This is a genomic window from Acidobacteriota bacterium (assembly GCA_020853395.1).
GTDB lineage: Bacteria > Acidobacteriota > Vicinamibacteria > Vicinamibacterales > SCN-69-37 > JADYYY01.
Genome location: JADYYY010000011.1, coordinates 304,333 through 328,814, shown reverse-complemented (window position 1 = coordinate 328,814; position 24,482 = coordinate 304,333). Strand labels below are relative to the sequence as shown.

The window sequence follows — 24,482 nt, the reverse complement described above, 5'->3', positions numbered from 1 at the left end:
GGCAGGAACATTTACAGAAGGCTCCCGCCTTCTCCGGAATACAGGGGGAGGCGTGTCAGAAGATGTCAAGGCGTTCCGGCGCGATCCGAGGCTGCGACGTCCCTTCAGGTCAGCCGGCGTGCTGAACGTGCAGTCATCCGCTCCCAGACAATCGGTCGAAGCGATGATGCCACCGAAGCGCCGGCAGCCGGCCAAGGCGGCGTTCGATGTCACGCCGATCGGCGCACGGTGCCCGAAGTGCGGCTCGCGACGGATTCAGTGGCTCGAGGACATGAGCACCGACTCGTCCATCGATTTCTACCGATGCCGGCGCTGCGACGAGCGCTGGTCGATCCGGCGTGACGGCAGCCAGAGCTGAGTGCCACGGCGATCCGCCTGACCGGCCGATCCAGGTCTCGCGAAACATCCTCGACCGCGCGACCACGTCACGCTCGACGCCACGCGCCACCGCCAGGCCTTTCCGAGACAGTCTCGCCGCCCTCGGCTCGGTGGCGGTCCAACGAGCATAGCCCAGATCGAGCGCCGGCCGGTACCGCTTCGCCAGGAAAGGATCCCGTGGAGGAAGACGCGCGAGTCCTCGAGCGTCTCGACCTAGCTGTGACGGTAGACGTCCCAGCCGAGGTACTGCTCGAACGCCTCGACGAGCACGCCGGCCGAATGCGAACCGTTCATGGCGGCGTGATGCTCGAAGCCGCGGCGGCAGATCACGCGCATGAGCTTCTGCAGATCCGGCACCTCGACCACGGCCCGGTTGCCGAACGTCTTCAGCTCGTCGTCGGTGAATCGACCCTCACCGACGTAGGCCATGATCCGGCCGTGGCGATCGTCGGTCGATATCCGTCCGAAGGTGACCGGGCCGCTCGGCGTCCGGCCGGCGAGCGCGCCGTACGTGTTGGCTTCGCCCAGGATGGACCCGAGGATCGGCGCCGTGCCGATCTCGATGTCCGGCAGGAATGCCTTCGCCCAGTTGCCGCAATGAAAGAAAACGCACTTGTTCGGGTCGTTCCCGTAGTTGTTGTTCCAGTCCACGAGCGCGCTCGGCCTGCCCGACGCCAGTTGCAGCGCGTACATCGCGACCGTGCCGGCCACGTCCACCTCGCACGCGCTCGGCATGAGCTTCTCGCTCATCATGCTCATGATCGTGCAGCAGTTCACGCCGTAGTTCTTCTGCAGGGAGCTCCAGCACTGGATGGCCGACGCGTCGAGGTCGAGCGCCGTCATCCAGTCGAGCACGACGATGCCGAACTTGGCCATGAGGACGAGGGAGGGATTGGGCACCCCGGGCGCGGCCGCGTAGCCCTGGATCTCCGCCAGCTTCTGGCGCACGCGCGGGTCGTCGTCGGCGATCCGGCGGGCGCCTTCGAGCACTTCGGAGAGGTCGAGCGTGCTGACGCTGACGCCGGTGGCCTCGAGCAGCTTCTCGCTGTAGCGGGTCGTGTTGAAGGCGTTGGGCCGGGCGCCGATCGCGCCGATCCGCGCACGTCGCAGGCCGCCGACGACGCGGCATACGCCGAGGAACTCGAGGAGCTCCCGCCGGAACTCGTCCGACGAGATGCCGACGGTGTGCGACGCGGTGAGGCTGTACGGTATGCCGTACTGCCGGAGGTTGTTGCAGACGGAGATCTTTCCGCAGAAGGCGTCGCGGCGGCGCGCCACGTGCAATTGCTGCAGATCGTCCGGATAGGCCTGGACGAGCACCGGAACGTCGAGCGCCGCGAGCTTCAGGGCATCCGCCACCCCTTTCTCGTCGCCGAAGTTCGGCAGGCAGACGAGCACGCCCTCGATGCGGCTGCGGTGGCGGCTGAAGAGATCGGCGCACGCCCTGGCGTGCTGCCAGGTCTCGACGGCGCCGAGCTTCGACGCCTGCTCGTCGAGCAGCACGGCGTCGACGTCGAGCGAGGCGAAGAGCGCGAGCAGGTCGCGGCGAGCCTCGCTCACGAGCTGGTCCGGAAAGAAGTCGCGGTTGCCGATGACGATGCCGAGCGTCGCGCGGGCCATGAGGCGTCCCCTACTTGCGGCCGAAGACGCCGAACGCGTCGGCGTTGGCGGGCGTCACGAGCTCGCAGTCGATCGACTGCTTCTCGGGCTGGCCGGTCGAACCGGTCGTGACGAGCTGATGCGCCTGCTCCACGGCGAGCCGCGCGATGAGCGCGGCCGGCTGGAGCACGGTCGCCTTGATCTTTCCAGCCTTGATCGACGCGATCGCGTCGGGGCTGCCGTCGAATCCGACCACGATCACGCGGCCGAGCCCGGCGGCCTCGAGGGCCGCCATCGCGCCGAGCGCCATCGTGTCGTTGCCGGCGATGACGCCCTTGAGCCCGCGGTTGCCCTGGATGAGCGTCTCCATCTTCTGGAACGCCTCGCGCTGGTCCCAGTTCGCGCTCTGCCGTCCAGCCAGCGTGAGCCCGGGGAACTTGTCGATGACGTCGTGGAAGCCGCGGCTCCGGATGCCGGCGTTCGTGTCGGACTCCTTTCCGACGAGCTCGACGTACGTGCCGGACTCGCCCATCAGCCGGACGAACTCTTCGGCGGCGAGCGTCGCGCCCTGATAGTTGTTGGAGACGATCTGCGCCGCCGCCACCCCCGTCGCGTTGATCTCGCGGTCGATCAGGATGCTCGGGATGTTGTGCTGCTTGGCCTTCGCGACGGCTGCGATCGAGGCGTCGGCGCCCGCGTTGTCGAGCACGATCGCCGAGACGCCGCGCGAGATCGCCACGTCGATGAGCTGATCCTGCTTGTTCGCGTCGTCGTCGTGCGAGTTGACGAGCACGTCGTAGCCGAGCTCACGCGCCCGGGCCGAGGCCGCGTCCGCCTCGGCCTTGAAGAAGGGGTTGTCGTGGGAGGGGGTGATGATCGCGATGCGTTTCGGTCCGGCGGACGTCCCACCGGGGCCGCCGTTCGCGGTGCAGGATGCCGTGAACATCAGCAAGGGGAGCGTGACGGCGAGCGCGTGTGCACTGTGTCTCATGACGTTGACCTCTTCTGGAATTGATCGAGGATCACGGCCAGCACGATCACCAGGCCCTTGATCACCATCTGCCAGAACTCCGACACGCCGAGCAGCACGAGGCCGTCGGCCAGGACCCCGATGACGAAGGCGCCGATGAGCGTGCCGGTAATCGTGCCGCGGCCGCCCATCAGCGACGTGCCGCCGAGCACGACGGCCGCGATCGCGTTCAGCTCGAACGTCTCGCCGGTCGCCGGATGCGACGCGCCGAGCTGGGCCGCGATGATCAACCCGACGAGCGCGGCCGTGAATCCGGAAATCACGTACACGCCGAGCTTGACTTGCGGCACGCGCACGCCGGCGAGCAGCGCGGCGCGCTCGTTGCCGCCGATCGCGTACACCTGCCGGCCGAACGGCGTCCGCACGGCGAGGACGGTGCCGGCCGCCGCGAGGATCGCCATGAGCCAGATGGGCACCGGCAGCCCGGCGACGATGCCGGTGCCGATGAGCGGGAAGCCCGTGTTGCCGAACGCCGCAACGCCCCCGAGGCTCGGAAACGTCGCGCCGCCCGACACGAGCATCGCGAGCCCTCGTGCGACGTACAACATGCCGAGCGTCGCGATGAACGGCGCGACGCGAAGACGCGCGACGAGCGCGCCGTTCACCGCGCCAAGCCCCATGCCGGCGGCGAGCGCGACCGCGACCACCAGCCAGGCGTGGAAGTAGACGGTCACGCCCGCGGTCTCGATCGTGAGCCCGCGGTTCAGCAGATAGCCGGCCACCATGCCGCACAGGCCCGCGATCGCGCCGACCGACAGGTCGATGCCGCCGCTGAGGATCACGAACGTCATGCCGATGGCGAGGATGGCGTTGATCGCAACGTGCTTGACGAGAATCGACAGGTTCCCGCTCGTCAGGAACTCCGGCGAGAGGGCGGAGAACACGACGACGAGCGCGATGAGGGCGACGAGGGCCCGCAGGCGAATCAGCAGGTCGGCGACGCGTCGCGCCGCGCGCGCCCGGCTAGACGACGGCATGCGCGCCTCCGTCGTCGCCAGGCATCGCCGAGGCGGCCGAGGCGAGCGCCTCGTCGGTGGCCGCCGCGGCCGCCACGTCGGCGGTGAGCCGGCCCCGCGCCATGACGAGGACCCGCGTGGCACCGGCGCGGACCTCGGCCAGGTCGGACGAGGCGAACACGATCGCGAGGCCGCCGGCGGCGAGCTGCCGCATCGACTCGAAGATCTCGGCCTTCGCGCCCACGTCGACACCGCGCGTCGGCTCGTCCATCAGCAGCACGCGCGGCCGGCTCATCGCAGCGCGCGCGATCACGACCTTCTGCTGGTTGCCGCCGCTCAGCGAGCCCATCGCCGCGGCGGGTCCGGCGGTCTTGATGCGCAGCGTGTCGATGAAGCGCGCGGCGGCGCTCCGCTCTCTGGCCGGCGAGAGGAAGCCGGCCGTTGACAACTGGTCGAGGCTGGACAACGTCATGTTCTGCTCGACCGACAGCGTCGCGACGAAGCCCGACGTCTTCCGGTCTTCCGGCACCATCGTCACGCCCGCCGCGACGCGCTCGCTGACCGAACGCGCATCCATCGACGTGTCGTTCAGCCGGATCTGTCCCGTGGCGTCCGCGTGCACGCCGAGCACGGCCTCGAACAGCTCGGTCCGGCCGGCGCCCATCAAGCCGTAGAGCCCGACGATTTCGCCGGCGGCGACGTCGAACGACACGCCCGCGACCGCGTTCCTGCCCGGCCGCGGCGGCACGCGCACGTCTCTCACCGACAGGAGCGCTTGCCCGGCCGGTTGCACCGGCCGCGCACCCGGCCCGGCCACGGCTCGGCCGGTCATGCGATCGACGAGCCATCTGACGTCGACCTCCTTCGCCGGAGCGTCGCCGACGACCTGGCCGTCGCGAAGCACGGTCACCGCATCGGCAATGCGCAGCAGCTCTTCGAGGCGGTGCGAGATGTAGACGATCGAGACGCCATGGGCGGCGAGATCGCGGATCACGCGAAACAGCACCGGGATCTCGGCGGCGGAGAGGGCCGAGGTCGGCTCGTCCATCATCAGCACACGGACGTCGCGGACGAGCGCGCGGGCGATCTCGACGATCTGCTGCTGCCCGAGCGGCAACGTGCCCAGTCGGGCACGAGGATCGATCGGGTGCGCCAGCGTCTCGAGCACCTGTCGCGTGGCCGCGATCTCGGCCCGCGTGTCGAGCGTCGCCCATCGGGTGCAGCGCTCGCGCCCGACGAACAGGTTCTCCGCCACCGTGAGATCCGGAAAGAGCTGCAGCTCCTGATGAATGATGCCGATGCCGCGATCGAGCGCGTCGCGCGCCGACGCGAAGCGCGTGACCACGCCATCCAGCCACAGTTCGCCCGACGTCGGCTGCTCCACGCCGGCAAGGATGTTGACGAGCGTGGACTTGCCGGCGCCGTTCTCGCCGATCAGGGCGCGCACGCGTCCCCGTTCGAGGCTGAGGCTGACTCGATCGAGCGCGGTCGTCCCTGGAAAGATCTTCGTGACGCTGCGCGCTTCGAGCACCGGCGGCGAAGCGGCCATCACCGGGCGCCTCCGGAAACGCGCAGCGCCACCGGCACGATCTCGATCGGCGCGTCATCGGACGCGGGCATCGCGCCGACGAATGCCACCTCGCGGCCCGCGAGATCGTCCACGTTCACCGCACCGAGCACTTCCGCGAGCACCCGCTGATTCAGCGCGTTGGCGACGCCGGCGAACTCGAGCTGGTTCACGAAATCCGTGAAGCGGACGAAGTCGAGCGCGTCGCGGAGCGCCGTCCCGCGCAGGACCGGCCCGATCTGAATCGCAGCCGTGCGTGCGTCCTGTGCCCACGCCAGTCGCAACCGCGCGAGGCCGATGCGCGACGTGCGGTCGATCTGTGCCACCGACGCGACCCCCTTCACGAAGACCGCGCGCCGCGCCTGGCCGCCCGCCGCGGCGGCGCCCGCCTGCCGCTGCACGAAGACCTGGAGATCGATCGCGGAACGCTCGGCGGACGGCAGCACGCGCGAGCTCCAGATTGACTTGACGTAGGCGTCGGCATCGAACGCCTGCGCCGGGATCGTCTGGATCGGCACGACCGTCCAGGGCCGCAGCAACGCGAGCACCGCGGCCACGAAAGCGACGGCGAGACCGATTCGAGCCGCCCGCTGCGCAACCGTGCGGCTCATGCCCTGGCCCGCCGGCGCGGCTTCGCCTCGACCGCGGTCCGCTGGAGCAGCCGCTCCGCCGTTCCTCGATCCGTGATGAGCACGTTGATCCAGCCGCCGGCCAGCGCGCCCCTGATCGCCGCGGTCTTCCGCTTGCCGCCTGCGATCCCGACGACGCGCCGCACCTGCTTGAGCTCGGTCAGCTCCATGCTGATGACGCGGTCGTTGAGCGGTGTCGGCACGGGCACGCCGGCCGCGTCGAAGAAGCGCAGGCAGATGTCGCCGACGGCGCCACGCGCGCTGAGCGACTTCAGCTCGTGCGGCGAGAACACGTTGCCGCTCGCGGCGAGCAGCTTCGACGGCTCGACGGCGCCGATGCCGACGAGCGCGAGCGTGACGGACTTGAAGAGCGCGGTCGCCTCCTGCACGTACCGGTCGCGAAGCATGACGCGCTTCGCCTCGGCCGACCCGACGGCGCCGGGCGCCGGAAGCAGTGTTGCCGTCCCCGAGACGAGATTCGCCAGCCGCCTGGTCAGATGCGTTGCGTGTACCTCCGCGCCGGGGTTTCCGATGCCGCCGAGGATCTGCACGACCCTGGCGCCGGCCGCGCGTGGATTGGGGTGCATCGCCTCGACCATCGCCAGCAGCGACGCGCTCCACGACGAGATGCCCACGACGTCCTTCGGCTTGAGCGTCGTCTCCAGATAGAAGGCGGCCGCGGCGCCGAGGTCGCGCGCGATCTGATCCTCGGCGTCGATCGCGTCCACGACGATCGCTTCGCGCAGCCCGAAAGCGGACTGCAGCTCATCCTCGAGCGCGGGGTGCAGCCCGGACGGCATGCTGAGCGTGACGCGGACGATGCCCTCTTTCTCGGCGCGCTGCAGCAGCCGCGACACGGTGGACTGGTGGACGTTCAGGCGCTCGGTGATCTCGGACTGCCGCAGGCCCGCGCCGTAGTAGAGGCGCGCGACCTTCGCGAGCAGGCGCAGTTCGTCGATGCGGGCCACCGTCACCCTCGTGTGCCGCCGCCGGCGCGGCTCCGCGCCCGCTCGACGGCGTCGACCCAGCCGGCGTACCGCGCCTCGCGCTCGCGCGTTCCCATGGCCGGCTCGAACCGATCGCGCTGGCGAGGCAGGCACGCCAGCGCATCGAGCGAGGGCCAGATCGCCTCGGCGAGCCCTGCCAGCCACGCAGCGCCGACCGCGGCCAGATCGGCCGACGCGTTCCGGACGACCGGGCAGCCGAGCACGTCGGCCTGCCACTGCATCAGCGCGTCGTTGCGGCTGGCGCCGCCGTCGGCCAGCAGCGCGATCGGCGCGAGCCCGGCGTCGGATCGCATCGCGTCGAAGACGTCGCGTACCTGGAAGGCGATGGATTCGAGCGTCGCCCGCGCGACGTGCGCCGCCGTGGTGCCGCGCGTGAGCCCAGCGATCAGGCCGCGCGCCCGATCGTCCCAGTACGGCGCCCCGAGGCCGGCGAACGCCGGCACGACGTACACGCCGCCGGCATCCTCGACGGTCGCAGCGAGATCGGCGACCGCTGATGCCGGATTCGGCAGGCCGAGAAACTGCCCGAGCCAGTCGATCGCGCCGCCCGTCATCGTGATGTTGCCCTCGAGCGCGTACGCCGTGCCGTCAGGGAGCGCCCAGGCAACGGTCGCCGACAGGCCGTGGCGCGACCGAACCGGCGCCGGCGTGACGGTCATCAACGACGTTCCGGTCCCGTACGTCGCTTTCACCAGGCCTGGCTCGAACGCTCCCTGGCCGAACAGCGCGGCGTGCGAATCGCCGATCAGGCTCGCAATCGGCAGCCCGTCCGGCAGGGACCGCATGCGTCGCGTGATGCCGAACCGGCCGCTCGACGGCCGCACGTCGGGCAGCGCCCGGCGCGGGATGCCGAACAGCGCGAGCAGGTCGTCGTCCCATTCGCCGCGCCGCACGTCGAGCAACTGCGTGCGCGAGGCGTTCGTCGCGTCGCACGCGTGCACGGTGCCGCCCGTCAGATTCCAGAGGACCCAACTGTCGATGGTGCCGGCGCACAGCTCGCCCGCCGCAGCGCGCGCGTGGCCGTTCGGGATGGCATCGAGCAGCCAGCGGATCTTCGACGCGGAGAACAGCGGGTCGATCGTCAGGCCGGTCTTCGCCTCGATCGCCTCCTGCAGACCGCGGCGTCGCAGCTCGTCGCAAAAGCCTGACGTCCGGCGACACTGCCAGACGATGCAAGGGCCGGCGGGCCGGCCGGTGTCGCGCGCCCAGACCAGCACGGACTCGCGCTGGTTGGCGACGCCGACGACATCGGGACGCGCCGGAGCATCGCCAAGACACGCCTCGATCGCGTCCTCGACGCTCTGCCAGATCGCCGCGCCGTCCTGCTCGACCCAGCCGGGCTGCGGAAACGAGATCGCCACCGGCCTCGACGCGCGCGCGACGACGCGCCCTTCGTCGTCGATCAGCAGGGCTTTCGTGTTCGTCGTGCCCTGGTCGATGGCGAGGACGTGCGCCGGCATCGGATCACGCCCTCACGCGCGCACGAGCGAGCGGGCCGCCTCGCGGATGCCGGCCGCGTCGAGCCCGAAATGCTGCAGGAGGAAAGCCGGCGAGCCGGTCGGCGCGAACACCCCTGGGACGCCGAGCATCCGCATGCGCGTCGGGTGCGACTCGACGACGACCTCCGCGACGGCGCTGCCAAGGCCACCGTGGACCGTGTGTTCTTCGACGGTCACGATCGGACCGCGCCGCGCCGCGTCCACGACGCGCTCGCGATCGATCGGCCGGATCGTCGACAGATTCAGGACCGCCGCGCTGATGCCTTCGCGATCCAGCAGCGCCGCGGCCTCGAGCGCCTCGGTCACGGTGACGCCGGCAGCGACGATCGTCAGATCCGTCCCGTCGCGAAGCAGGATCGATCGGCCGATCTCGAACGAATGGCGCTCGTCGCAGACCACCGGTACCGGCATCCGGCTGAGACGCAGGAACACCGGACCGTCGAACGCGGCCGCCGCCTGGACGGCAGCGGCGGTCTCGATCGGATCCGATGGCACGACGACCGTCATGTGGGCGATGGCTCGCGTCCAGGCGAGGTCTTCGATCGAATGATGCGTCGGACCGAGCTCGCCGTACGCCATGCCGCTCGAGAGGCCGCAGAGCTTCACGTTGTGCCGGCTGTAGGCGAGGTCGGCCTTGATCTGCTCGAGCGCCCGGCCGGTCAGGAAGCACGACGCGCCGCACGCGAACGGAATCCTGCCGGCGCTGGCCAGACCCGCGCTGACGCCCACGAGGTTCTGCTCGGCGATGCCGACGTTGATCAGGCGGTCGGGAAAGCGCGCTCTGAATGCCGTGAGGTTCGACGATCCGACGGAGTCGTTGCACACGGCGACGACCCGGCTGTCGCGCTCCGCCAACGCGACCAGCGTCTCGGCGAACGCGCGCCGGCAATCGTGGCGCGCCGTCACGGACGTCTCTCGGCCAGCTCGACCAAGGCCAGCGCGAGCTCTGCATCCGTGGGGACGCGATGATGCCACTCGGCGCGGTTCTCGATGAACGACACGCCGCGCCCCTTTCGCGTGCGCGCGATGACGGCGGTCGGCCGGCCGCGCTCGAGCGGTAGCCGCTCGAAGACGTCGATGAGGGCGGCGACGTCGTGGCCGTCGACCTCGGCGACCGCGAACCCGAAGGCGCGCCATCGATCGGCGAGCGGCTCCAGGCCGATCGTGCGCTCCGTGAAGTCCCCCTGCTGCAGGCCGTTCCGGTCGACGATGACGGTCAGCCGATCGAGCTCGAACTGAGCGGCGGCCATCGCGGCCTCCCAGTTGCTGCCCTCCTGCAGCTCGCCGTCGCCGGTGAGCACGAACGTCCTCCAGGTCTCACCGGCCAGCCGGGCGCCGAGGGCGGCGCCGACGGCGATTGGCAATCCGTGCCCGAGCGGTCCGGTGTTGGCTTCGACGCCCGGCACCTTGTTCCGGTCCGGGTGCCCGTTCAACCGGGAGAGCGGCTGCATGTAGGACGCGAGCCACTCGGCGGGAAAGAACGCGGCCTCGGCCAGCGTCGCGTAGAGCGCCGCCGACGCGTGCCCCTTGCTCAGGATGAACCGGTCGCGCGCCGGGTGCGACGGCTGAGCGGGATCGATGGACAGGACGCGGAAGTACAACGTGGCCAGGATGTCGGCCGCCGACAAGTCGCCGCCGGGATGGCCCATCTTGGCGGCGTGCACCATCTGCAGGCTCGTGGCCCTGATGCGCCGGGCCCGCTCGGCGATCGCGGCGGCCGTCGCGGGCCTCGTCATCGCGGCGCGGCCGCTCGCCGGCACGGCCGCGTGCCGTGTGGCTGCATAAACATGCAGCTCTTGTTTTCGATGCGCACGCGGACGATGCTAGCCAGACTCATGAGCCCGTGTCAACGTGGACTGCTCGCCGCTCTCCTCCTGCCGGTCGCCGCCGTCGCCTGTCTCGCCGCGGCCGGAGGTGACGCGGCCCAGGCCGGCGACACCCGTCTCCGCCCACGGACGATCGTCACGACCGACCCGGAACTGGACGACTCGAACTCCCTCGTCCGCTTCCTGCTCTACTCGTCGGAGGTCGAGACCGAAGGGCTCGTCTACGCGAGCAGCCAGTTCCACTGGCGCGGCGACGGCAAGGGCACGCGCTTCTCGGTGCCGAACCGCGAGTACTTCCGCGGTGGCCTGAAGCTGTGCCCCTGCACGTCCTGGCGATGGAAGCCGGGCGAGCGCTACATCGACGACGCCGTGGAGATCTACGCGACGGTCTACCCCAACCTGCGCGTCCACGATCCGCACTACCCGTCGCCGGAATACCTGCGGTCGCGCATCCGGGAAGGCAACGTCGAGTTCGAAGGCGACATCTCGAAGGACACGCCGGGCTCGGATCTGATCAAAGACGTGCTGCTCGACGACGAGCGCGGCCCGGTGTACCTCCTGGCATGGGGAGGCCAGAGCACGATTGCACGCGCGCTCGAGTCGATCGTGCTCCAGTACGAGGGCTCACCCGCGTGGCCGGCCGTTCGCGACAAAGTCTCCCGCAAGGCGATCATCCAGGCCTTCGGCGACCAGGACGGCACGAACGCCTCGTACATCAAAGCCAAATGGCCGAGCATCGAGTTCCGGCAGATGTCCACGGCGACCTGGGGTTACGGGGCGCGCGGCGTCGTGCGTCCGGAGTTCGCGCAGTACCTGAGCGCTGCCTGGACGCGCGAGCACGTGTCGAGCGTCGGACCGTTCGGCGCGTTCTACCGCGTGTGGCGCGACGGCAAGCAGATGGTGCCGGACGATGTGTTCGACTACTTCGGCCTCGATCTTCCCGTGGAGGAGTTGCGCGCGAAGGGCTATCAGGTGTGGACGCCGCCGCAGGAGAAGGGCGCGTGGATCTCCGAAGGCGACACGTCGACCTTCATGAACCTGGTCGACAACGGCCTGCGGGCGCACGAGGACGCCAGCTACGGCGGCTGGGGCGGACGGAACGCGCCCGACACGGACGCGAGCGGCGCCTCACCGCGCGACTACGCGGCGCGGTGGTTCGAGCTCGCGCAGCGCGACTTCGCCGCCCGGCTGAAATGGACCGTGACGCCGGCGTTCGCGGGCGCGAACCACGAACCCGTCGTGTCGGTGACGACCGGGCTGAGCGTCACGGCCGCGCCCGGCGCCACCGTGCGGCTCGTCGCAACCGCAAGCGACCCGGACAAGGACGCGCTCACGGTGTCGTGGTGGCAGTACACGGACGCGGATACCTATCCCGGCACGATCGCGTTCTCGAGCACGAATACGCTGACGACGTCCTTCCAGGTGCCGGCGAACGCCACGCCGGGCCAGACCATCCACGCGTTGATTCAAGTGACCGACGACGGCACGCCGGCGCTCACGAGCTTCCAGCGCGTGATCGTGACCGTCGGCGGGGCCTGACACTCGGCTCCGCCTCCGTCAACGTCTGGCCGGAAGCTTTGCGAGCTTGCGTTGCAGCGTCCGACGGTGCAGGCCGAGCATTCGCGCAGCTTCCGACACGTTGCCGCCGCACTCGGCCAGCACCCGGTTGATGTGCTCCCACTCCACGCGATCGAGCGACATGGGCTTCATGTCGTCGACGCGCGCGTCGACGGCCGGCTCGTCGAGGCGGAAGGCGGCGAGGATCTCGTCCACGTCCGCGGGCTTGGTCAAGTAGTGGTGCGCGCCAAGGCGCACGGCCTGGACCGCCGTCGCGACGCTGCCATAGCCGGTCAGCACCACGATGCGTGTGCCGGGATCGGCCGCCTTCAGCATCGGAATCAGCGACAAGCCGCTCTCGGCGCCGATCCGCAGGTCGAGCAGGACGAGCTCGGGGGGTTCTTCACGCGCCAGGCGTTCCGCCTCGCCGGCGGTCGATGCCGTACGGACGTCGAAGCCGCGCGCGGCCAACGCCCGCGCCAGCCGCTCCCGCAGCACGTCGTCGTCTTCGACCACGAGGAGCGAGGCGGATTCAAGCACGAGCGCCCGTCCTCGGCCCGATCACGTCGCGGGGCAGCTCGATTGTGGCCGTCGTGCCGCGCTCCGGTCTCGACGAGAGGATCAGTCGGCCGCCGAGCTGCTCGACGGAGGATCGCGTGACGAACAAGCCGAGGCCCGTGCCCTCGCCCGCCGGCTTGGTCGTGAAGAACGGCTCGCCGGCGCGTCCAAGCTGCTCGGGCGACATGCCGGTGCCGCGATCGATCACGGAAAGCCGAATCAGATCGCCGTCGGCCTTCACGTCGAGCCGAATGTGCTCGCGGTCGCCCGAGGCCTGCGCGGCGTTCCTCAGCAGATTGCCGACCGCGCGGGCGACGACGCGGAGCGGCCAGACGACGCGCACGTCGCCGGCGACGTCCACCATCACGCGCGCACGATCGGCGGCGTTCAGCCGGCCGGTCGCCGCCGCGATCACCTCCGACACGTTGACGGGCTGCGGCGCATCGCCCAGCACCTCACCGCTGCCGCCCGCCATCGAATCGAGGATGTCGCGGCAGCGGCTGGCCTCCAGGCGAATGAGGTTGGCATCGTGCTGCCATTCCGGTGTGCCGCCGCCGTCGACCACGCTCCGTTCGAGCTCGCCCGCCGCGACGACGATCGTCGCGAGCGGCGTGCTCAGCTCGTGGGCCGCGCCGGCCGCGAGCGTCGCCAGGCCGGCTACGCGTGTCGCGCGCGCCGTCTGATCGCGAAGCGCCGCCAGCGCCCGATCGCGGCGCTCGACCGCGATCGCCAGCCGAGCCACCAGGACGGCGACGATGAGCGCCGTGCCGGCGAACGCCACCCACATGCCCTGCATGTGCAGCCGGATCTCCGGGTGCATGGACTGCGCGGCGGCCAACTGCTCCGGCATCGCCACGAACAGCGCCGCGTACGTACCGACCGCCAGCGCCGTCACCGTCCACGTCCACACGGGACCGAGCACCAGCGCCGCGACGACGATCTGCACGAGATAGAAGATGCTCGCGGGATTCAGCACCCCACCGGATCGCCAGATCAGCCAGGACAGCAGCAGGACATCGGCGCAGATCAGCAGGCCTGCCATCGCCGGCAGCGACGGCGCAGGACGGGCCCGCACGCGCCACAGCAGCCAGCCGTTCGACGCCGCGCTCGCCAGCAGCAGCGCGACGGACGGTACGAGCGGCGCCGAGACCTCGAGCGCCCGATGGCCGGCCAGCATCGCGCCCGCGCCGGCGCCGAGCGTCGTCCACCGCACGGTCACGAGCCACGTCAGCGTGACCGGCGGCCTGCTTCCGTCACCCGCCACACCCGCGTCGTTCGCGCCCGCCACGTGTGCCATGCCGACTCTTGCCACAGAGCATACCGGCTTTGCCGCGGCGCCGCGGGCATGCGGCAATTTGCCGCACCACGTCGGCCGCGCGAGCGTGAAATGCTGATGCGGTTATGCGTCTCGTCCGTCCCCTTCTCGTCGCCATCATCCCCTTCCTCCTTTGCCTCGGCGCGGCGGCCACCGCGCGCGGCCAGGAAACGGTCAACTACGGCAGCATCAGTGGGCGCGTGCTCGACGCCTCCGAGGCGGGCATCGCCGGCGCGGACGTCCGCGTTCGCCAGCTCGACACGAACGTGACCTCGACGGCCGTCACGGACGACGTGGGCCGGTTCCGGTTTCCGTATTTGCGCGTCGGCCCCTACGAGATCGCGGTCCGCGCGCGTGGGTTCGCGACCGCGACGCGGCGGCTGGTCCTCAACGTGAGTGGGGCCTTCGACGTACCGTTCGTGCTCGCCGTGGGCGCCATCGAGGACGCCGTCACCGTCACGGCCGATGCGCCCATCATCGAGACGGCCCGCAGCCAGATCGCCGCCACCGTCCCGCGAACCGAGATCACGGCGATGCCGCTCAACGGGCGCAACTTCCTCGACCTGGCGCTGCTCGTGCCGGGCGTCGCACCGCCGAACGTCGGCGGCGGCACCCAGCTCTTCGCCGAGACGTCCGCGGTGCCGGGCGTGAGCCTGTCGGTCAGCGGCCAGCGGAATCTCTCGAACAGCTTCATCGTCGACGGGCTATCGGCCAACGACGATGCGGCCGCACTGAGCGGCATCTCGTTCGGCGTGGACGCGCTGGAGCAGGTGCAGGTGGTCACGTCGGGAGGGCAGGCCGAGCTCGGACGCGCGCTCGGCGGCTACGTCAACGTCGTCACGCGGAGCGGCACGAACGACCTGCGCGCCGAGATGTACACGTTCGTGCGCGACGACGGGCTGACCGCGAAGAACGCGCTCTCGGGCCGCACGCTGCCGATGCACCAGGACCAGGCCGGTGCGACGTTGGGCGGACCGATCGCCCGCAACCGCACGTTCTTCTTCGGCAACGTCGAGGTGCGCCGGCTCGATCAGTCCGGCATCGTGACGATCTCCGCCGCCGACGCCGCCGCCATCAACCGCCGGCTGGCGGACGTCGGATACGGTGGACCAGGAGCCGCGACCGGCGTGTACGCGAACCCGATCGACACGACGCACGGCGTGGCCAGGCTGGATCACCACTTCGCCGACGGCGATCACGTCTTCCTTCGCTACAGCCTCTACGATGCCGCCAGCCGGAATGCTCGCGGCGCCGGCGGCATCAACGCGCCGTCGGCGTCATCTGGCCTCGACAACCTCGACCAGACGATTGCCGCCGGCCACGTTCGATCCCTCTCGGACCGCACCGTGCTCGAAACGCGCGCCCAGTTCGCGCGCAGCGCACTGAGCGCCCCGCCGTCCGACCCGGTGGGACCGGCAGTGAGCATCGCCGGAATCGCCGCGTTCGGCACCTCCTCGGGAAGCCCGACCGGGAGGGTGTCGAACATGATCGAGGTCGTCACCAACCTCTCGCACCAGGCCGGCGCGCATGCGCTGCGCGTCGGGCTGGACCTGCTGCACAACGACGTCACGATCACGTATCCACGGGCGTTTCGCGGCAGCTACTCGTTCTCGTCGCTGGCCAACTTCCTGGCGGGCACCTACAACACGGCGGGATTCACACAGACGTTCGGGGAGACGACCGTTGCGCAGCGCAATCCGAACGTGGGCCTGTACGTGCAGGACGAGTGGCGCGTCCGCGACCGGCTGACGCTCAACGTGGGACTTCGCTACGACCTGCAGTTCCTCGAGACGATCCACGTCGACACCGACAACCTCTCGCCCAGGGTCGGCATCGTGTGGTCGCCGTCCGACTCCGGCCGGTCGGTCCTTCGCGCGAGCTACGGCCGCTTCTACGATCGGATCCCGCTGCGCGCGCTCGCGAACGCGCTGCTCTCGGCCGGCAACACCACGGATCTCACCGCGCTCCGGCAGATCAGCGTCAGCCTGTCGCCGGCGCAGGCTGGCGCGCCGTCGTTCCCGCGCGTGCTCGGCGACGTCGTGCCGACGACGACGCTGGTGAACTTGACGACGATGGACCGGCACATCCGGAACGCGCATGCCGACCAGGCGAGCGTCGAGTTCGAGCGGCAGATCGCCGCCCAGGGCAGCGTCAGCGTCGGCGTCGATTACGTGCGCGGCCGCGAGCTCATCATGCAGATCAACCAGAACGTGCCGGCCTGCACGGCATCGGGGAGCAACAACGGGTGCCGGCCGAATGCCGCCTATGCCAACAACAACCAGTACTCGTCGGCGGGCGCGTCGGACTACAAGGCGCTGCACGTCTCGATCGTCCAGCGGCCGGCCGGCTGGCTCAGCTACCGAGCCGCGTACACGCTGGCAAAGGCGATGAACAACGTCGGCGAGACGTTCTTCGCCTCGCCGATCGATCCGTTCGACCTGTCGAAGGACTGGGGGCGATCGGACAGCGACCGCCGACACACGCTCATGGTTCTTACGACCGCCGCCGTACCGGCGGCGGCGGCCTCGGGCCTCTGGCAGGCCGTCACGCGCGGGTTCCAGGTGAGCGGTGTCGTCCAAGCCTACTCGGCGCTGCCGTTCAACATCACGACCGGCGCCAACACGATCCAGGGCACTCCGGCGCGTCCCGTGGTCGACGGGCGCTTCATCGCGCGCAACGCCGGCACCGGCAGCCCGTTCTCCATGGTGAACATGCGCGTGAGCCGCGCGTTCACGTTCGGCCGGCGCACCACGATCGAAGGGCTGCTCGACATCTTCAACCTGCTCAACCAGCGCAACGACGTGGCACGCATCGGCGTCTTCGGCACGGGCTCCTATCCCTCGAGCCCGGCCGCGAATTTCGGCCAAGTGACCGTCGTGGGCGAACCTCGCTCGCTCCAAGTGGGCTTGCGGGTGCGGTATTGAGCATGTCCCATCGTTCACGGTCGTCTACCGGCGCCGGCATCGCGGCGGCCAGCATCGTCGTCGCGCTCGCGGCCTGTGCGCCGGCGCCGACGCCCGGTCGTTCCGATATCGTGCTCGGCACTCCGAACGCGTCCAACGCCGGCGCGTCGATTGCCGCGAACGGTGCGAGCGTCGTCGTCGTGTGGGCGGCGACGGCCGCCGGAAAGACGAACGCGTTCGCCGCCGCGAGCAGCGACGGCGGGACGACGTTCGCGACGCCGGTACGCGTGAACGACGTGAACGGCGACGTGCGCGTGAGCGGCGAACAGCCGCCGCGCGTCGCGTTCGCCGACGACACGATCGTCGTCGGATGGGCGTCGCGGGCCGATGGGCGAGCGCGCCTGCGGGCCGCGCGGTCCACCGACGGTGGCCGCACCTTCGGCCCGTCTGTGACGGTGCACGACGATGCGCTGTCAGGAGCGCGCGGGTGGCTGTCGCTGGCCGCCGGCACGCACGCCGTCCATGCGGTGTGGCTCGACGGGCGCAACGCGCACGAAGGCGCGGCGGCCGGCGGCGGCCATGCCGCGCACGCCGGCGGCTCGCGGCAGGATCTGTTTCACGCGCGTTGGCAGGATGGCGGCGAGCGCATCGAGACGCGCGTGGCGACGAACGTCTGTTTCTGCTGCAAGACGAGCGTCGCCGTCGCGCCGGACGGCGCGCTCTACGTGGCCTGGCGGCACGTCTATGACGGCAGCATCCGCGACATCGCGGTGGCGCGCTCGACAGACGGCGGCGGAACCTTCGGCGCGCCGGTGCGTGTCAGCCAGGATGGCTGGAAGATCGACGGCTGCCCGGAAGATGGTCCGTCGATCGGCGTCAGCGCCGACGGCGCCGTCCATATCGCCTGGCCGACGTTCGTTCACGACGCCGCCGGCGAGGAAGGGACGGGCCGCAAGGCGGTCTTCTACAGCGTCTCGACGGATCGGGGCGCGACCTTCGCCCCTCGCGTCCGAATCGACGCCGAACCTGGCGCCCGGCACGCTGCGCATCCGCAGATCGCCGTGGCGGGATCTCGCGTCGCGCTGGTCTGGGAAGCGCTCATCGACGACCGCCATGAGGTGCGGACCCGCGACATCGTGAAGCGCGAACGCGATGGGTGGGCTCCGGGCCCGCAGGCGCCGGTCACGCTAACGGAGGACGGCATCTATCCCGCGATCGCGGCGGTGGGAGATGGGTTCGTCGCGGCATGGGCCGCGAGCAGCGCCACCTCACCCGGCATCCACGCTCGTCGATTGCCCCCGCCAACCCGCTGACACGCGTCGCGAGCGACGCCGGCTCTGCAGCCGGCCGAGCGCGTGCGCTATCGGCGACGGCGAGGTGTCGCCGGTGTCCGCTTGGCGCGCCGCGTCTGGGCGGTGCCCGAAGTAACTGTCGTTCGGCGTCGTAGGTATCGCGAAGTTCGTCGCACGGATGTTCGGCGACCCGTGGCGACGGCGTTCCTCGGCTCAGCGTGCGACTCGCAGCGCCCACGCGGCCCTGAAGGCGGCGACGACCGCCCTCGCGAACTCGGGCGTGTTGAGGTGGGTGTCGACCTCGATCACCTCGATGTCCGGATCCAGAAGCTGCTTCAGCTCGTCGACGAAGGCGCGATCGGTGTCGGGCTCGTGGAGCGGTCCGCCCGCCGCACCCAGCGTCGAGAACCCACGCGTCGGCACGAGGAACTTGACGAGCGCGCGGTTCGGATACCGGTTCAGCCTCTCCGCGACGGTGCGCGCGACGAGCTTCATCTCGTCGGCGCTCGTGCGCACCTGCACTCTCGCGGAATCCTGAAGGAACATCTTCCGCTCCGCGAGCCGGCGCGACGTCCAGAGCGGGTCGTTGCCGTCCTTTCTGGAGATCGGCCCAGAGCTGAGGATGTCGAAGCCGCACGGCGCGAGCACGTACGGGATGCCCGCCGTGCCGGCGTTCTCCAGACGATCGGGCCCCGACGGGCGATTGCCGCCGAGGATGTACTCGCCGATGGCCGAGGGCACGAGATCGATCGCGCCGTCGAACAGGCGCTGCCCGACGAGGTGCTCGAAGGCCATGTCGCCGAGTCCTTGCGCATGGAACGACACCAGATCGAACTCGTGCTCGAGCTGCTCCCGCACGTAGTGCGCGCACTGCTCGGCGAACCCGTACTCGGTGATCGCCACGGCCGGTTTCGTCGCCTTGACGGGCCCTTCGTAGCTGTCCACCATGCCGCACACGGCGCCGGCCGCATTGCGCAGGATCGTCCGCAGCATCCCGTTCATGCCGACGGTGTCGACGACGCTGTGCATCACGGTGATGTCGTTGAGGCTGAAGAACTGCGCGTAGTAGTCGGCGTAGCGCGGCAGCGCCGCCGCGCTCGACACCAGCACTTTCGGCAGCCCGAAGGGCAGCGCCTTGAACGCCGGCAGCGAGATCAGCGTGCCGGTCATGCCGGCGACGGCGATGACGCCCTGCAGGCGTCCGGCGCGGTGGAGATCGTCGAGCCTCGCGGCCAGCCCGCGCGCCATCGCGGCCGTCACTTTGTCGCGTTCGCTCGAAAGCCCGGCCCTGATCTCGGCGCTCGTCGTGCCGCCCGCGATCGCCACGTCGTCGCACGTGATGTCGGCGCGCAGCGTCGGCGCGATACCGCCGGTCCCGATGCTGAAATCGACGACGACCGCCTCGTGCCCGCGTTGCTCGAGGTACGTTCGAATGAGCTGCAGCCCGACTTCTCGTTCGTCCAGCATTCCGCACACCGCAATCGCCACGCGTCACCTCGCCGTCGAACCGGTGGATAGCGTACAGCATGCGAGCCGGAGCATCGGTCGACCAGCGTCTGTACGGACGACGGCCGCGGGCCCATCCGGTGAGGAGGAGCTCGCGGCCGCATCGCGCGACGCCGCGCGCAGCTCACTTCGCAGGCTGCGAGACCTTCGCGGCGACGTCCTGCGCCATCTTCAGGTGATCTCGCAACGCCGGCAGCGTCTTCTGCGCCCACGCCTTGACCGCCGCATCGCTGCCCTGCTCGGCCTCGTGCTCGAACAGCCGGATGGCGTCCATGTGGGCCGCGACCTGACCCGACATGTACTCACGATCGAACGCGGCACCCGACAGGCCGCCCAGCTTCTCGGTGGCGCGGCTCTCCGCGGCACGGGCGGCCGGCGCCTCGAGGTTCTGCTGGGCGGCGACGCCCATGAGCGCGCTGTTGAGGCTGGCGTGATCCTGCGCCATGCGCGACGCGAATGCCTTGACGTCCGGATTCGACGCGCGCGTCATCGCGAGCTTGGCCTGGGCCACCTCGGCCGCACCCGCATCGGACGCTTTCGCGACGAACTCGGCGCTCGTCTGCGGCAGGCCGGCGGTCGCCTGCGTCGCGCGCGGCGGCTCTGCCGGCGCTGGCTGTGCTCCGCGCTGCTCGGCTGCGCCGACGGTGATAGCTGCGATGATCGCGCTGGCCGTGAGAAACGTGTGGCGTGCGAGTTTCATGTGTCCTCCATGCGTCCAATGCCGCCTGGGGAGTGGATGCGCGACATCAGTGCACAAGCCGTACCGCGCGGACGCTTATCGGCTCGCCGCCGCGAGGCACGCCACGACACAGTCCGCGGCCACGCAGACGCTCACGGTATCCATGTCTTACGTAGTCGAGTTGACCGCGGCGGTGACGAGGCCGCCTCTGCCGCTCGCCGCGTCTCGCCTTGGGCGCGTCGAGAGATACGCTCCTGGCGCGGTCGGCACCGCGGGAGCGGGAGATCGCGACTCGCGCGCCACTCGGGATGGAACGCTGGACGTTCCCGGCTGGCCGGGTTCGTCGATGCAGCCCGTTTGCGTGGCGGCTCGCGATTTCCACGCCGGAGGTGTGCTCGAGCGGTCCGGCGCTGCTATAGTGCCCGCACCACGTCCATCCGATGAGGCGCCCATGAGCCTGCACCGCCGAGACTTCCTGAAGCGCGGGTCGATCGTCCTGGCTACGCCGTTGTTCTCCGCCGCACCGGCGAGCGCCGCCCGCCAGGCCGACCCGCTCGCGCGGATCGGCATCGCGACCTGGAGCTTCCGGCACCTGCTCGCGGCGGGCCGCAGCCCGAACGCCCCGGCACCCGAACGCGCGGTGATGACGGCGATCGACGCGCCGAAGTTCGTGCGCGAGGAGCTCGGACTTCGCCAGCTCGAGATCATCATCAACCACCTGGACGAGCGGACGATTGCCTATGCCGAACGGGTCCGTTCCGCAGCCGACAAGGTGGGCGTCGCGTTCATCAACTTCCAGCTCGGCGGGCAGATGTCGGCGCCCGATCCGGCCGTGCGCGCGAAGTCGATCGCCGAGATCAAGGAGGGCATGCGGATCGCCGCGGCGCTCGGGGCGCCGACGGTGCGCGCCGACGTGGGCGGCCGGCAGGGCGAGCCGCTGGATCTGAAGATCACGGCCGAGTCCTATCGTGAGCTGGCCGACTTCGGCGCGACGATCGGCGTCATGCCGATGCCAGAGAACCACGGCGGCCATAGCAGCGATCCCGACACGCTCGTGTCGATCATGAAGGCGGTCGATCCGCGCGTCCGGGCCATCGTCGATTGGGGCAACTTCCGGGTCGAGAACCAGGCGCAGCGTCTCGAGTTCACGCGCAAGCTCCTCCCGCACGCTGGGCTGATTTCGGCCAAGGTCGATCGGTTCGACGCGGACTACGCGCCTGGCTACGACGTCGGCGAGCTGGTGCGCCTCGTGGAAGGCGGCGGCTACCGGGGCAAGTACTCGATCGAGATCACCAGCCCGCCGGCCGACATCGTGCGCGGCTCGCGGACTGCGACGGAGATCATCCAGACGAACCTCGCGAGCTAGACGACGCCGGCTGGCCGAGGTCCGCCGGCTGGAGGAATGGCTCCGGCCGCGCTCGCCGCCGCCGCTCGAAGAACTCCCGTTCGGCTCGTGGTCCGATGCAGGTGCGCTCGCCTGGGCGTTTCTCGCCGGGCGCCTTGCCGTACGGCGAGGCGTGCTCGATCTCCGCGTTCATCTCGGCGCCGATGACGACGACGAGCCCGGAGATGTAGAGCCAGAGCATCAGGACCATCACGCCGCCGATGGCCCCATACGTTTCGTTGTACGAGCCGAAGTTCACGACGTAGAACCGGAATCCCAGAGAGCCGACGAGCCAGAGCGCCGTGGCGAGCACCGAACCTGGCGTGAGGAACACCCAGTCCTGGTCGACGTCGGGTGCGAAGTAGTAGATGAGGCCGAACGCGAAGGCCACCAGCGCGAACACGATCGGCCACTGCAGGATCGTCCAGGTCCACTCGAAGGCGGTGCCCAGCCCGAACCGATCCGCCACGCTGCTGGCCAGCTCCGGCCCGGCGACGACCAGCGCAAAGGACAGGACGATGAAGGCCGCCACGCCGATGGTCAGCAGGATCGCCGTGAGGCGCTGTCTCCACCAGGGGCGTGCGTCCTCGACGTCGTAGGCGCGGTTGAGCGCGTCGATGAGGGCGACCATCGCGGCCGAGCTGCTCCAGAGCGCAGCCAGCGCGCCGAACGTCATGATGCCTCCCTGGTCGCTCTCGGCGAGCTTCAGCAACTGCTCGCGCACGATGGCGATCACGTCTGGCGGCGCGGCGCCGCCCATCATCGCGACGATCTGGTTGATCACGTCGGCGCTGGCGAAGAGGCCTGCCAGCGCGATCAGGAAGAGCAGCGCCGGAAACAGCGCCAGGAAGAAGTAGTACGCGAGCTGGGCCGCCAGGCCGAGCCCGTTGTCGGCCTGCGTTTCCCTCACCGTGCGCTTGAACAGCTCGCTCCAGCTCAGCGAGGTCTTGAAGTACGCGAGCACATCGCCCGAGTTGCAACCTTTCGGCCAAGCAGACAGGCGACGGCGGCGCAGCGCGGCACAATCGCGCGTCGCGCTCGCCGGCACCCGCACGCCCTGCATGGCCGCAGGGCGGTCATCTTCCGGATCGCGCGGGACAGCATGCGCTCCGGCGTTCGCCGGCCGCCTGTGATACGCTTCAAAGTGACCTCAGTGGGTTGCGCGGTCGTTCGGTCCTCCGCAACCACATCCCGCTGACCCAGCAGTGTCCTGGAGTCCCCATCGGGTGCTGCGGGGTCGCGCGCCGTGATGTTCATCGTCAACCCGAGTGTTGCCGAAGGCTGCGTGAGCCTTGCGCGCCGACTTCACCCACCACAGGTCCCATCACGTGCGGTGGCGGATTGCGCACGCCGAGGAAGGGAAACGATGAAGAAGATGGTGAACGTGGCAGGTGGAGTGCTCGTGGCCCTCGTGGCTGCGACGGCGATGGCAGGGCCGGTGAGCCCGATGGTGGCGACGCTGGAGGCGCGTGGGCAGGAAGCCCGCCGCACGTCGACGTTGCGCGGCACGATCAAGTCGGTCGACGATGCGACGGCAGTGATCGTGCCGGCCGAGAACAAGAAGACGGAGGTTCCGTTCAAGCTCACGCCGGGGACGGCCAAGACCGGTGCGTGCGGCGCCGGCGATACCGTGACGGTGAGCTACTACTTCGAACAGGGCCAGCGCGTCGCGACGGCGCTCGCCGGCAAGACCAGCAAGTAGTCAGCCCGCCCGGACTCTCGTCCGGGCGGATCCGACGTGTACCGGAGCGCCGGCTCCCTCTGGGCTGGCGCTCTAGCTTTTCATCGCCTTGAGCGCGGCCACGCTCGCCTTCGTCATCTCCATGTTCTGCTCGACGAAGAAGTTCTTCACGCCGCCGGTGCGCGCGGCCGCGAACGTCCCTGCCCAATCGAGCCCGCCCTGGCCCACCGCCGTCTGCGCGTAGCCGCCGCCGCGGCCGTTGACGACCGGCGTCCGGCCGGCCTTGATGTCGAGATCCTGCACGTGCATCGAGAAGAACCGGCCCGGGTGCTTCTTGAAGTACTCGGACGCGACCATCCCGACGCTGTAGGTCGACATCTGGAACTGGAAGCCGATGAGCTTCGGATCGGTCATCTGGATGACGTGATCGTAGACGAACGTGCCGTCGGGCAGCTTCACCAGGTCGAACGCCTCGTTGTGCGCGCCGGCGCGCATGCCGGCCCTGACGATCTGCTCGGCCATCTTGTGGAACTGATCGACGAGCTGCTTGGCCTCGTCGAGCGGATTCGGTCCACTGATCGGCTGCCCGGGAATCGCGCTCTTGATCGTCGGCACCATGATCTGCTCGAGGCCCATGTCCTTCGACCAGGCGATCGCCCGCTGCAGGTTGTCGCGGAGCTCAGTGAACATGAAGTGGCAACTGATCGCCTTGAGACCGTTGTCTTCGATCTGCTTGCGCACGGCCTTGGGATCGCTCATCAGGCTGTTGAACTCCTGATAGAACGTGCCACCCGGAAGGGAACCGCACAGTTCGATCTGATCGACGCCGATGCTCTTGAGCTGCTTGAGCAGGTCGACGAACTTGCCGTCGGCGATCAACTGCCGGTGCGGATACGTCTGACTCCCGATGGGCAAGCCGAGCGGGTTCGCGCCGACCCGCGCGCCGCCGGCGGCCAGCACGCCCGCCATCGCCGATCCGACCGCCGACTTCTCCAGGAACTCACGTCTCGAGATTGCAGCCATCCTTCTCTCCTCCGAATGGAGGATTGTAGTCCAGGATCCGCACCCCAGGGGGGCAACGGTCCGGCACGTCCCGCTCGAGACGGGGAGGAGCCG

At 69.8% G+C, this 24,482-nt stretch carries 21 protein-coding genes; 6 read left to right on the top strand and 15 right to left on the bottom strand.

Annotation, left to right across the window (positions count from 1 at the left end; genetic code table 11):
* Positions 1 to 163: 163 nt before the first annotated feature.
* Positions 164 to 358 (top strand): hypothetical protein, encoded by a 195-nt coding sequence (locus tag IT184_12710; protein ID MCC7009663.1) that lies wholly within the window; start codon positions 164 to 166, stop codon positions 356 to 358.
* 233 nt (positions 359 to 591) lie between these two features.
* Here the strand turns inward: IT184_12710 and IT184_12705 are convergent, their stop codons facing one another.
* The 9 genes from IT184_12705 to IT184_12665 are packed head-to-tail and all read right to left on the bottom strand — an operon-like array spanning position 592 to position 10,401.
* Positions 592 to 1,998: an L-fucose/L-arabinose isomerase family protein gene (locus IT184_12705; protein MCC7009662.1), complete on the bottom strand. Its 1,407-nt coding sequence runs from the start codon at positions 1,996 to 1,998 to the stop codon at positions 592 to 594.
* A gap of 10 nt (positions 1,999 to 2,008) precedes the next feature.
* Positions 2,009 to 2,968, bottom strand: coding sequence for a D-ribose ABC transporter substrate-binding protein (locus IT184_12700; GenBank protein ID MCC7009661.1), 960 nt, complete (start codon positions 2,966 to 2,968; stop codon positions 2,009 to 2,011).
* Entirely contained in the window at positions 2,965 to 3,984 is a 1,020-nt protein-coding gene (locus tag IT184_12695; GenBank protein MCC7009660.1) for an ABC transporter permease, read from the bottom strand. Before IT184_12695 ends, IT184_12700 begins: the two co-directional genes overlap by 4 nt.
* A complete protein-coding gene (locus tag IT184_12690; GenBank protein ID MCC7009659.1) occupies positions 3,971 to 5,512 on the bottom strand; it encodes a sugar ABC transporter ATP-binding protein in 1,542 nt (513 codons plus the stop codon). The genes IT184_12695 and IT184_12690 overlap by 14 nt, the downstream gene beginning before the upstream one ends.
* Entirely contained in the window at positions 5,512 to 6,141 is a 630-nt protein-coding gene (locus IT184_12685) for a DUF2291 family protein (protein ID MCC7009658.1), read from the bottom strand. The genes IT184_12690 and IT184_12685 overlap by 1 nt, the downstream gene beginning before the upstream one ends.
* Positions 6,138 to 7,127, bottom strand: coding sequence for a sugar-binding transcriptional regulator (locus IT184_12680; GenBank protein MCC7009657.1), 990 nt, complete (start codon positions 7,125 to 7,127; stop codon positions 6,138 to 6,140). Before IT184_12680 ends, IT184_12685 begins: the two co-directional genes overlap by 4 nt.
* 2 nt (positions 7,128 to 7,129) lie before the next feature.
* A complete protein-coding gene (gene glpK / locus IT184_12675; protein MCC7009656.1) occupies positions 7,130 to 8,626 on the bottom strand; it encodes a glycerol kinase GlpK in 1,497 nt (498 codons plus the stop codon).
* A gap of 12 nt (positions 8,627 to 8,638) precedes the next feature.
* Positions 8,639 to 9,571 (bottom strand): transketolase family protein, encoded by a 933-nt coding sequence (locus IT184_12670; GenBank protein ID MCC7009655.1) that lies wholly within the window; start codon positions 9,569 to 9,571, stop codon positions 8,639 to 8,641.
* Complete coding sequence (locus IT184_12665) at positions 9,568 to 10,401, bottom strand: transketolase (protein ID MCC7009654.1); 834 nt, start codon at positions 10,399 to 10,401, stop codon at positions 9,568 to 9,570. The genes IT184_12670 and IT184_12665 overlap by 4 nt, the downstream gene beginning before the upstream one ends.
* A gap of 99 nt (positions 10,402 to 10,500) precedes the next feature.
* On the opposite strand from IT184_12665, the gene IT184_12660 reads away from it, so the two are divergent.
* Positions 10,501 to 12,030: a DUF1593 domain-containing protein gene (locus tag IT184_12660; GenBank protein ID MCC7009653.1), complete on the top strand. Its 1,530-nt coding sequence runs from the start codon at positions 10,501 to 10,503 to the stop codon at positions 12,028 to 12,030.
* An 18-nt stretch (positions 12,031 to 12,048) separates the two neighbouring features.
* Here the strand turns inward: IT184_12660 and IT184_12655 are convergent, their stop codons facing one another.
* Both IT184_12655 and IT184_12650 read right to left on the bottom strand, forming a co-directional pair.
* Positions 12,049 to 12,588 carry a response regulator gene (locus IT184_12655; GenBank protein ID MCC7009652.1) on the bottom strand — a complete coding sequence of 180 codons (540 nt, stop codon included), beginning with the start codon at positions 12,586 to 12,588 and terminating at the stop codon, positions 12,049 to 12,051.
* The gene (locus IT184_12650) at positions 12,581 to 13,903 is read right to left on the bottom strand and encodes a HAMP domain-containing histidine kinase (protein ID MCC7009651.1); all 1,323 of its coding nucleotides are present in this window, start codon (positions 13,901 to 13,903) and stop codon (positions 12,581 to 12,583) included. Before IT184_12650 ends, IT184_12655 begins: the two co-directional genes overlap by 8 nt.
* Before the next feature lie 104 nt (positions 13,904 to 14,007).
* Between IT184_12650 and IT184_12645 the strand changes: the two genes are divergently transcribed.
* Positions 14,008 to 16,845: a TonB-dependent receptor gene (locus tag IT184_12645; protein MCC7009650.1), complete on the top strand. Its 2,838-nt coding sequence runs from the start codon at positions 14,008 to 14,010 to the stop codon at positions 16,843 to 16,845.
* Positions 16,846 to 16,847: 2 nt separating this feature from the next.
* Positions 16,848 to 18,137 carry an exo-alpha-sialidase gene (locus tag IT184_12640; GenBank protein MCC7009649.1) on the top strand — a complete coding sequence of 430 codons (1,290 nt, stop codon included), beginning with the start codon at positions 16,848 to 16,850 and terminating at the stop codon, positions 18,135 to 18,137.
* A gap of 192 nt (positions 18,138 to 18,329) precedes the next feature.
* Here the strand turns inward: IT184_12640 and IT184_12635 are convergent, their stop codons facing one another.
* Together IT184_12635 and IT184_12630 are read right to left on the bottom strand one after the other, a co-directional pair.
* The gene (locus tag IT184_12635; protein ID MCC7009648.1) at positions 18,330 to 19,604 is read right to left on the bottom strand and encodes a Tm-1-like ATP-binding domain-containing protein; all 1,275 of its coding nucleotides are present in this window, start codon (positions 19,602 to 19,604) and stop codon (positions 18,330 to 18,332) included.
* A gap of 142 nt (positions 19,605 to 19,746) precedes the next feature.
* Complete coding sequence (locus tag IT184_12630) at positions 19,747 to 20,322, bottom strand: DUF4142 domain-containing protein (protein ID MCC7009647.1); 576 nt, start codon at positions 20,320 to 20,322, stop codon at positions 19,747 to 19,749.
* 430 nt (positions 20,323 to 20,752) lie between these two features.
* On the opposite strand from IT184_12630, the gene IT184_12625 reads away from it, so the two are divergent.
* Positions 20,753 to 21,667, top strand: a complete 915-nt coding sequence (locus IT184_12625; protein ID MCC7009646.1) for a sugar phosphate isomerase/epimerase — start codon at positions 20,753 to 20,755, stop codon at positions 21,665 to 21,667.
* Here the strand turns inward: IT184_12625 and IT184_12620 are convergent.
* Positions 21,642 to 22,748 carry a YihY/virulence factor BrkB family protein gene (locus tag IT184_12620; GenBank protein MCC7009645.1) on the bottom strand — a complete coding sequence of 369 codons (1,107 nt, stop codon included), beginning with the start codon at positions 22,746 to 22,748 and terminating at the stop codon, positions 21,642 to 21,644. The two genes, IT184_12625 and IT184_12620, sit on opposite strands and share 26 nt — an antisense overlap.
* 303 nt (positions 22,749 to 23,051) lie before the next feature.
* Between IT184_12620 and IT184_12615 the strand changes: the two genes are divergently transcribed.
* The gene (locus IT184_12615; GenBank protein MCC7009644.1) at positions 23,052 to 23,387 is read left to right on the top strand and encodes a hypothetical protein; all 336 of its coding nucleotides are present in this window, start codon (positions 23,052 to 23,054) and stop codon (positions 23,385 to 23,387) included.
* A gap of 72 nt (positions 23,388 to 23,459) precedes the next feature.
* On the opposite strand, the gene IT184_12610 is transcribed toward IT184_12615, so the two are convergent.
* The gene (locus IT184_12610; protein MCC7009643.1) at positions 23,460 to 24,389 is read right to left on the bottom strand and encodes a sugar phosphate isomerase/epimerase; all 930 of its coding nucleotides are present in this window, start codon (positions 24,387 to 24,389) and stop codon (positions 23,460 to 23,462) included.
* Positions 24,390 to 24,482 lie beyond the last annotated feature (93 nt).